At 62.6% G+C, this 7401-nt stretch carries 8 protein-coding genes; 1 reads left to right on the top strand and 7 read right to left on the bottom strand.

The features are described 5' to 3' along the window. Positions 1 to 188 precede the first annotated feature (188 nt). The 5 genes from Q0601_RS18820 to thrS form a co-directional block, all read right to left on the bottom strand. Positions 189 to 764 (bottom strand): DUF2585 family protein, encoded by a 576-nt coding sequence (locus Q0601_RS18820; RefSeq protein ID WP_305291444.1) that lies wholly within the window; start codon positions 762 to 764, stop codon positions 189 to 191. A gap of 68 nt (positions 765 to 832) precedes the next feature. After that, a complete protein-coding gene (locus Q0601_RS18815; RefSeq protein ID WP_305291443.1) occupies positions 833 to 1465 on the bottom strand; it encodes a DsbA family oxidoreductase in 633 nt (210 codons plus the stop codon). Beyond that, positions 1462 to 2928: a class I adenylate-forming enzyme family protein gene (locus Q0601_RS18810; RefSeq protein WP_305291441.1), complete on the bottom strand. Its 1467-nt coding sequence runs from the start codon at positions 2926 to 2928 to the stop codon at positions 1462 to 1464. The genes Q0601_RS18815 and Q0601_RS18810 overlap by 4 nt, the downstream gene beginning before the upstream one ends. A gap of 91 nt (positions 2929 to 3019) precedes the next feature. After that, positions 3020 to 3226: a cold-shock protein gene (locus tag Q0601_RS18805; RefSeq protein ID WP_119751442.1), complete on the bottom strand. Its 207-nt coding sequence runs from the start codon at positions 3224 to 3226 to the stop codon at positions 3020 to 3022. A 245-nt stretch (positions 3227 to 3471) separates the two neighbouring features. Further along, entirely contained in the window at positions 3472 to 5421 is a 1950-nt protein-coding gene (gene thrS, locus Q0601_RS18800) for a threonine--tRNA ligase (protein WP_305291440.1), read from the bottom strand. A 117-nt stretch (positions 5422 to 5538) separates the two neighbouring features. On the opposite strand from thrS, the gene Q0601_RS18795 reads away from it, so the two are divergent. Further along, a complete protein-coding gene (locus tag Q0601_RS18795; RefSeq protein WP_305291439.1) occupies positions 5539 to 6282 on the top strand; it encodes an alpha/beta hydrolase in 744 nt (247 codons plus the stop codon). A gap of 273 nt (positions 6283 to 6555) precedes the next feature. Here Q0601_RS18795 and rpmD read toward each other — a convergent pair whose 3' ends face one another. Then, positions 6556 to 6750 (bottom strand): 50S ribosomal protein L30, encoded by a 195-nt coding sequence (gene rpmD / locus Q0601_RS18790; RefSeq protein ID WP_305291438.1) that lies wholly within the window; start codon positions 6748 to 6750, stop codon positions 6556 to 6558. A 15-nt stretch (positions 6751 to 6765) separates the two neighbouring features. Next, complete coding sequence (gene rpsE, locus Q0601_RS18785; protein ID WP_119751438.1) at positions 6766 to 7347, bottom strand: 30S ribosomal protein S5; 582 nt, start codon at positions 7345 to 7347, stop codon at positions 6766 to 6768. Between the last annotated feature and the right edge of the window lie 54 nt (positions 7348 to 7401).

Here is a 7401-nt window from a genome sequence, read left to right as displayed (position 1 = left end):
CTGGGGGGGGGGGGGGGGGCGGGGGCGGGGGGGGGGCCGGGGCGGGCGGTGGTGCCCCAGTTCCCCCGGGCCCCCACCCCCCGCGGGGGGGCGCGCCCCCCGCACCCCCGAGGTATTTGGACAAAGAAGAAGGGGCAGGGGGAATTGAGGCGGGCGCGGCAGGCAGGGAAACGGAGTGCGGAACCGTCTTAACGCAGTGCCTGCCATTCGCGGATCACGTCCAGGGGGTGCAGCAGCATCACGATGTTCAGCAGCAGCCCGTCGCGGATCACAAGCATCGTGACGATTTCCATCCCGACCACCAGCAGAACCGACAGCCAGACCGGCAAACGGGACGCCATCACGAATCCGACCACCATCATGGCGATATCCGATACCGAATTCACCACGGAATCGCCATAATAATCGAGCGAGATCGTGACCGAGCGGTAACGCTCGATGACGCTGTTGCTGTTCTCGACCAGTTCCCATACCGCCTCGATCAGGGTCGAGATGGTGAGAGCCGGGAAGAATTGCATCCGCCGCCCCGCCAGCCCGCAGAACAACACGCAGAGCGCGAAGAACAGGAAGCCGTGGATCAGATGGCTGGGGCTGTACCAGTCCAGCAGATGCTGGGAGTTCTCGGAGCTCATCACCTCGCCATGCCACAGACGCACCGTACCGCATTTGCAGATCAGCACGCGGCCCTGCCACCACAGCCAGAGCGCAGTGGCCGCGATGATGGCGAGAATGGCAGATATGTAAAGGCGGCGCGTATGGTTCATCGCCGGACGTAAGCATGGCGCCGGCGCGGGATCAAGCGATTGCGGCGCATTTCAGATCGCCCGAAGCATCAATGCCGGTCCGGACGGGGCGTGCCTTGCGTCAACTCGTCGATGACATTCTGCCAGAGACTGGCGGGTTGGGCGCCGCTGACCGCATGGGTATCCGCGACGATATACATCGGTACCGCGTTGATGCCGCGCTGCCTTGCATGCATCTCGCGCGAGATGACCTCATCGCGGTCGGCATCGCTGTCCAGAAGCCGCGTGGTCATGGCCTCGTCCATTCCGGCGGCTGCGGCGATCCGGGCCAGTTCGGTCTTGTCTCCGATATCGCGCCCCTCTTGCCAATAGGCGCGCAGCAGTCCCGACATGACACGGGTCTGGGCACCCTCTAGTCCCGCCCAATGCATCAGCCTGTGGGCGTCGGTCGTATCGGGCTGCCGCGATGGCAGCTTCAGCTCCAGCCCCATGGAGGCGGCCCGCTCGGCCACGGCGCGCGCGGCATCGGCGGCGCCCGGCTTGGATTTCAGATAGTCGAGACGGTCCATCCCTTCACGGGGCATTTGCGGGTTCAGGCGAAAAGGATGCCAGATGATCTCGAACGGGTGATCCGGGCGGCTTTCTAGCGCCCGGTCCAGCTCCAGTTTGCCGATCAGGCACCACGGGCACACCGGGTCGGAAAAGATGTCGAGACGGGTCATGCGGAATCCTTGCTATGGGTTTCGCGCAATGCGCGGCGGTTGATCTTGCCGGTCGCGGTTCGGGGCAAGGCGTCCAGCCGGATATATTCACGGGGCTGTTTATAGCGTGCCAGATTGGCTTCGGCGAATTCCCGCAATCCGGCGGCCTCTGCGGCTCCCGTCCAGAAGGCTGCGATGATGCTGCTGCCGGGGCCGACGGCGATTTCGGTGCAGGCGACATCGCCCGCGCCGGGGAAGCCGGACAGCACCTCTTCGATCTCGGGCGGGGCGACGCGGAAACCGCCGGCATTCATGATGTCGTCGGCACGGCCAAGCAGCGTGATCGCGCCATTCGCATCCTGCTGCGCCTGATCGCCGGTCAGGAACCACGCGCCCCGGAACCGGGAGGCGGTTTCCCCGGGTTGGCCAAGATAGCCAAGGAACAAGCCCGGATCGTCGTTGCGAACGGCAAGGGCGCCGGGTTGTCCCGCAGGCAGGGGGGTGCCGTCGTCACCTAACACAGCGACATTGCGCCCGGGCTGAGGAAACCCGGCGGTGCCCGCGGGCGCCGGCCGGTCGGGACTGCCCGAGATGAAGGTCGAGATTTCCGAGGCGCCCATTGCCTCGTGCAGTTCCGTTCCGGTGCGGCCAAGCCAATCGACGCGCAGGCCGGGATCAAGCCGTTCTCCTGCGGTAAGTCCGTGACGCAGGCTGGCGACAGGCTGCCATTCGGCCCGCAGCATCCGCCGGAACACACCCGGCGCGGCGGCAAGGATAGTCGCGCCGTGGCGAGCGGCCAGCAGGGGAAGCTGCTCAATGGCCGTGCCGCCTGCCGGGATCAGTGCAGTGGCGCCCATCGTCCATGGATCCATGAGGCCCGTCCCCAGCGTATAGGTCCAGTTGAACGCGCCGGCATGCATCATCCGATCATTCTCACGCAGCCCATACCAGCCGTCGAACATCATTTCCCGCGCCAGAATCGCACGATGCGCATGCATGACAGCGCGGGGATGGCCGGAACTTCCCGAGGTGTAGATGATATAGGCCAGCCGGCTCGGGTCGCCCTGCGCATATTCCGCCGGTGGCAGCGTGCCGAACCCGTTCAGATCGCGTTCGGACAGTACCGGGGCGGGATGATCGGGCAGGGCGATGCCATCGCCCGCGACGATCAATGCCGGATCGGTTTCGGCGGCAATCTTCGAGATTTCGCGCCCCGTCAGCATGGATGAGGTCGGGATCGGCACGATGCCCGCGGTGATGGCCCCCAGATAGGCGATCGGAAAGGCGGCGGTATTGCCCAGCCGCATCAGCAGCCGGTCGCCGGGCCGCAGCCCGGCCTGAAGCAACCCGGTCGCCGTCCCGCGCACCGCACCGATCAGCCGGGCATATGACCAGCGTTCCGCCCGCGTTGGCCCAATGACCGAGAGCGCCAACTTGTCGGGCCGCGATGCACCCGCTTGCAAGACATGTTCGGCAAGATTCATGACGGCTCCCCGGCTATTCGGACGATCCGGGTTAAAGCAAAGAAAAACGGCCCGCGCAAACGGGCCGTTCCGAAAACCTGTCTGGCAGAATTCAGAGCAGACGCAGGTCGCTGGCCGAAGCGCGGCCATCGCGGCCCGATTGCAGCTCGTATTCGACTTTCTGATTGTCCTGCAGTCCGGTCAGACCGGCACGTTCGACTGCGGAGATGTGCACGAACACATCCTTGCCGCCGTCATCAGGGGCGATGAAACCATAGCCCTTGGTGCCGTTGAACCATTTTACCGTTCCGGTTGCCATAACCGTCTCTCCTTCGCAATTTCCCGAGGCGATATTGCCCGCGGGCCGTGCAGCCATGCTTTCAGTCTTGCCGGCTGCCCATGATCGGGAGGCGGTAGAAAGTCTGTCGCTCACGCCTTTCCACCATGAACGAATCACAAAAAAACACAAGCCGGAAAGCGACGCTCCCAGCGACATAGGCATGAAGTTTTCATGTCAGCGGCGCAATTCAGCCATTTTTGCCGCCGATTTCGTCACTTTCGCCCCTATCTGTGCAGATCGGGGGGCGTTGCTTCGGTGGAAAGTTCCGCCACGACGTCTTCCAAAGACAATGTGCGACTGCCCTGACTATCGAGTCGGCGCAGCGACACGGTACCAGCCTCTACCTCTTTCATGCCAATGGCAAGGATCGCGGGGACTTTTCCGACGGAATGTTCACGAACTTTGTAATTGATCTTCTCGTTCCGCGTATCCGCCTCGGCGCGCAGACCGGCGGCGCGCAGGCGGTCGACAACCTGATGGACGTAATCGTCAGCATCCGAGACGATGGAGGCCACCACCACCTGACGCGGCGCCAGCCACAGCGGCAGCTTCCCGGCATAGTTCTCGATCAGGATGCCAATGAAACGCTCGAAGCTGCCAAGGATGGCCCGGTGCAGCATATAGGGGCGGTGTTTCGCGCCATCCTCGCCGATGAATTCCGCCCCGAGACGGTCGGGCAGGTTCGGATCGACCTGAAAGGTGCCGCATTGCCATTGCCGCCCGATGGCGTCGGTCAGCTTGAAATCCAGCTTCGGCCCATAGAATGCGCCTTCCCCGGGGTCGATCTCATAAGGGGCGCCGGCGGATTTGATCGCGGCCTCAAGCATCCCCTCGACCTTGTCCCACGCCTCGTCCGAGCCGATCCGCACATCGGGGCGGGTCGAGAATTTGATCTCGAACCCATCGAAACCGAGATCCTTGTAGACGCTGGCCAGAAGGCGGATGAATCCGGCGCATTCCTCGCCGATCTGATCCTCGGTGCAGAAAATATGCGCATCATCCTGCACGAAGCCACGCACCCGCATCAGCCCATGCATCGAGCCCGAGCTTTCATAGCGGTGGCAGGATCCGAACTCCGCCAGCCGCAGGGGCAGGTCACGATAGGATTTGATCCCCTGATTATAGACCTGCACATGACAGGGGCAGTTCATCGGCTTCAGGGCATTGATGCGCTTTTCCTTCGCGCCTTCTTCATCGACTTCGACGATGAACATATTCTCGCGGTAGGCTTCCCAATGGCCCGACTTCTCCCAAAGAACGCGGTCGACGACCTGTGGCGTCTTGATTTCCTTGTATCCGGCCCCGATCTGGCGGCGGCGCATATAAGCCTCCAACTCGCGGTAAACCGTCCAGCCATCGGGATGCCAGAACACCATGCCCGGCGCTTCCTCCTGAAAATGGAACAGTTCCATCTCGCGGCCCAGCTTGCGGTGATCGCGTTTCGCGGCCTCTTCCAGCATGGTCAGATGCGCCTTCAGATCGGCCTTGTTGCGGAATGCGATACCGTAGACGCGCTGCAACATCGGGCGGCTGGCATCACCAAGCCAATAGGCGCCCGCCACATGGCTGAGTTTGAATGCATCGGCTGGCAATTGCCCGGTATGCTGCAAATGCGGGCCGCGGCACAGATCCTGCCAGTCGCCATGCCAGTACATCCGCAGATCCTCGCCCTCGGGAATGCGGTCGATCAGTTCCAGTTTGAACGGCTCGCCCCGTTCCTTGTAATAGGCGATGGCACGGTCGCGGTCCCAGACTTCGGTGCGGACCGGGTCGCGGGCGGCGATGATCTGCTTCATCTTCGCCTCGATACGGCCCAGATCCTCGGGCGTGAAGGGCTCGGCGCGGTCGAAATCATAGAACCAGCCGTAATCGCGCACCGGGCCGATGGTGACTTTGACATCCGGCCAGATCTCCTGCACGGCGCGGGCCATGACATGGGCAAAATCGTGGCGGATCAGTTCAAGCGCCGGTTCCTCGTCCTTCAGCGTATTGATGGTGATCTCACCCGAAGCGTCGATGGGCCATGCAAGATCGATATGGCGGCCGTCCAGATTGGCCGAGACCGCTTTCTTCGCAAGGCTGGGGGCGATACTTTCGGCGATCTCGGCGGCGGTGATGCCTGCGGGATAATCGCGTGAATTGCCATCAGGGAAAGAGAGTGTGATCTGGGACATATGTCCTCCTCGTCGGTTTGGCGCCCACGGAACGCCCGGTTGCGGGTATGATGAGTTGGCCACATGGACCTCTGCGCGAAAACTGTCAAGATGGGTAAGAATATGAGGGGACAGTAAATGAATGATTATCTCGACACGCCGCAGGGTCGGCGGATCGCCTATAACCGCCAGAAGGGGAAGGGGCCGGGGATCGTTTTCCTTGGCGGGTTCAAATCCGACATGACGGGAACCAAGGCGCTGCATCTTCATGACTGGGCGCATCGTCAGGGGCGGGGCGTCCTGCGCTTCGACTATTCCGGCCACGGAGACAGCAGCGGAGACTTCGAGAATGGCTGCATCGGGGAATGGTTTGCCGATGCGGCGGCGGTGTTGACCTCGCTCACCACGGGGCCGCAGGTGCTTGTTGGTTCCAGCATGGGGGGCTGGATCGCGCTTCTGCTGGCGCGGGCGATGCCGCAGCGGGTGGCGGGTCTGGTCACGATCGCCGCCGCCCCGGATTTCAGCGAGAAGGGCTACTGGGCCGGGTTCACCGAGGCGCAGCGCGAAGCGGTGATGCGCGACGGCCGGATCGAGATTCCAAGCGAATATAGCGGGGAACCCTATGTCATCACCCGCAAGCTGATCGAGAACGGACGCGAGCATCTGGTGATGAACCAGCCGCTTCCGCTGCCCTTCCCGACACGTTTCCTGCAAGGCACGGCGGATGAGGATGTGCCGGTGACATGGGCGCTGGATCTTCTGGATCATGCGCAGGGGGAGGATATTCGCCTGACGCTGGTCAAGGGCGCGGATCACCGGTTTTCGTCGGATGCGTGTCTGAGACTTATCGAGAATGCGGTGGCGGAAGTTTTACCCGGGTGATTTCTGCGAACGACAGAGCCGGGCAGCGTCCGGCCGCAGGGTGGGCATTCCGGCATCTGTGGTTTGCAGTTTATGGTGCACCCCCGCACGACGCTGAACCCGCAGGATAACATTGCCCAAGCGCCCGCCTTGGGGGGGCGGTCGGGCGCTGCCCGGCGGGCCTCCGGCCCTTGATACCGGGCGACGGATTTAGCGGGGGCGGGTGATTACCTCGCATAAAAAAACGCCCCGGAAAAACCGGAGCGTCTTAATTCTTCGTCCGATCCGTCCGGATTAGCCGCGTTCCTCGATGATCGTCACCAGATGCGGGATCTTGTTGACCATGCCGCGAATTGCTGGAGTATCCTCCAACTCGCGGGTACGGTGCATCTTGTTCAGACCCAGCCCTTTCAGTGTCGCACGCTGTTCTGCGGGGCGACGGATCGGAGAACCGATCTGCTTGACGACGATGGTTTTCTTCTTGGCCATGTTATCCTTGCCCCCTTACGCTTCAGCCGCAGCTTCGGCGGGTGCCTCTGCTGCCGGCTTGTCGTTGGATTGCAGGATGTCGGCAACTTTCTTGCCGCGGCGCTGCGCAACCGAACGCGGGCTGTTGTTCTTCTTCAGCCCATCCAGCGTGGCGCGGATCATGTTATAGGGGTTTTGCGACCCCATCGATTTCGCCACGACGTCCTGAACGCCCAGCATCTCGAACACGGCGCGCATCGGACCACCGGCGATGATGCCGGTACCCGGAACGGCTGTCCGCATCACGACCTTACCGGCGCCATGACGGCCCTCGATATCGTGGTGCAGTGTCCGGCCCTCGCGCAGAGGCACGCGGACCAGATTGCGCTTGGCTTGTTCAGTTGCCTTGCGGATCGCCTCGGGGACCTCTTTGGCCTTGCCTTTGCCGAAGCCCACACGGCCCCGCTGATCGCCGACCACCACCAAAGCGGCAAAGCCGAAGCGCTTACCACCCTTGACGGTTTTCGACACACGGTTGATCGCCACGAGACGATCGGCGAATTCTGGGGTTTCCTCGCGCTCTTCGCGACGGCCCCGGCGGTTTTCACGTTCTGCCATATGGCATTCCTTAATCAAGCTGGCGCAAAATCACGCCGTTATCATCAATCCAGG

The organism is Paracoccus wurundjeri, from assembly GCF_030678915.1.
Taxonomy (GTDB): domain Bacteria; phylum Pseudomonadota; class Alphaproteobacteria; order Rhodobacterales; family Rhodobacteraceae; genus Paracoccus; species Paracoccus onubensis_A.
This window is presented reverse-complemented; position numbering and strand designations above follow the sequence as displayed.

Excerpts from the sequence above, each read along its gene's own strand:
- Q0601_RS18820 (WP_305291444.1), bottom strand. The coding sequence starts at position 764 with ATGAACCATACGCGCCGCCTTTACATATCTGCCATTCTCGCCATCATC.
- Q0601_RS18815 (WP_305291443.1), bottom strand. The coding sequence starts at position 1,465 with ATGACCCGTCTCGACATCTTTTCCGACCCGGTGTGCCCGTGGTGCCTG.
- Q0601_RS18810 (WP_305291441.1), bottom strand. The coding sequence starts at position 2,928 with ATGAATCTTGCCGAACATGTCTTGCAAGCGGGTGCATCGCGGCCCGAC.
- Q0601_RS18805 (WP_119751442.1), bottom strand. The coding sequence starts at position 3,226 with ATGGCAACCGGAACGGTAAAATGGTTCAACGGCACCAAGGGCTATGGT.
- thrS (WP_305291440.1), bottom strand. The coding sequence starts at position 5,421 with ATGTCCCAGATCACACTCTCTTTCCCTGATGGCAATTCACGCGATTAT.
- Q0601_RS18795 (WP_305291439.1), top strand. The coding sequence starts at position 5,539 with ATGAATGATTATCTCGACACGCCGCAGGGTCGGCGGATCGCCTATAAC.
- rpmD (WP_305291438.1), bottom strand. The coding sequence starts at position 6,750 with ATGGCCAAGAAGAAAACCATCGTCGTCAAGCAGATCGGTTCTCCGATC.
- rpsE (WP_119751438.1), bottom strand. The coding sequence starts at position 7,347 with ATGGCAGAACGTGAAAACCGCCGGGGCCGTCGCGAAGAGCGCGAGGAA.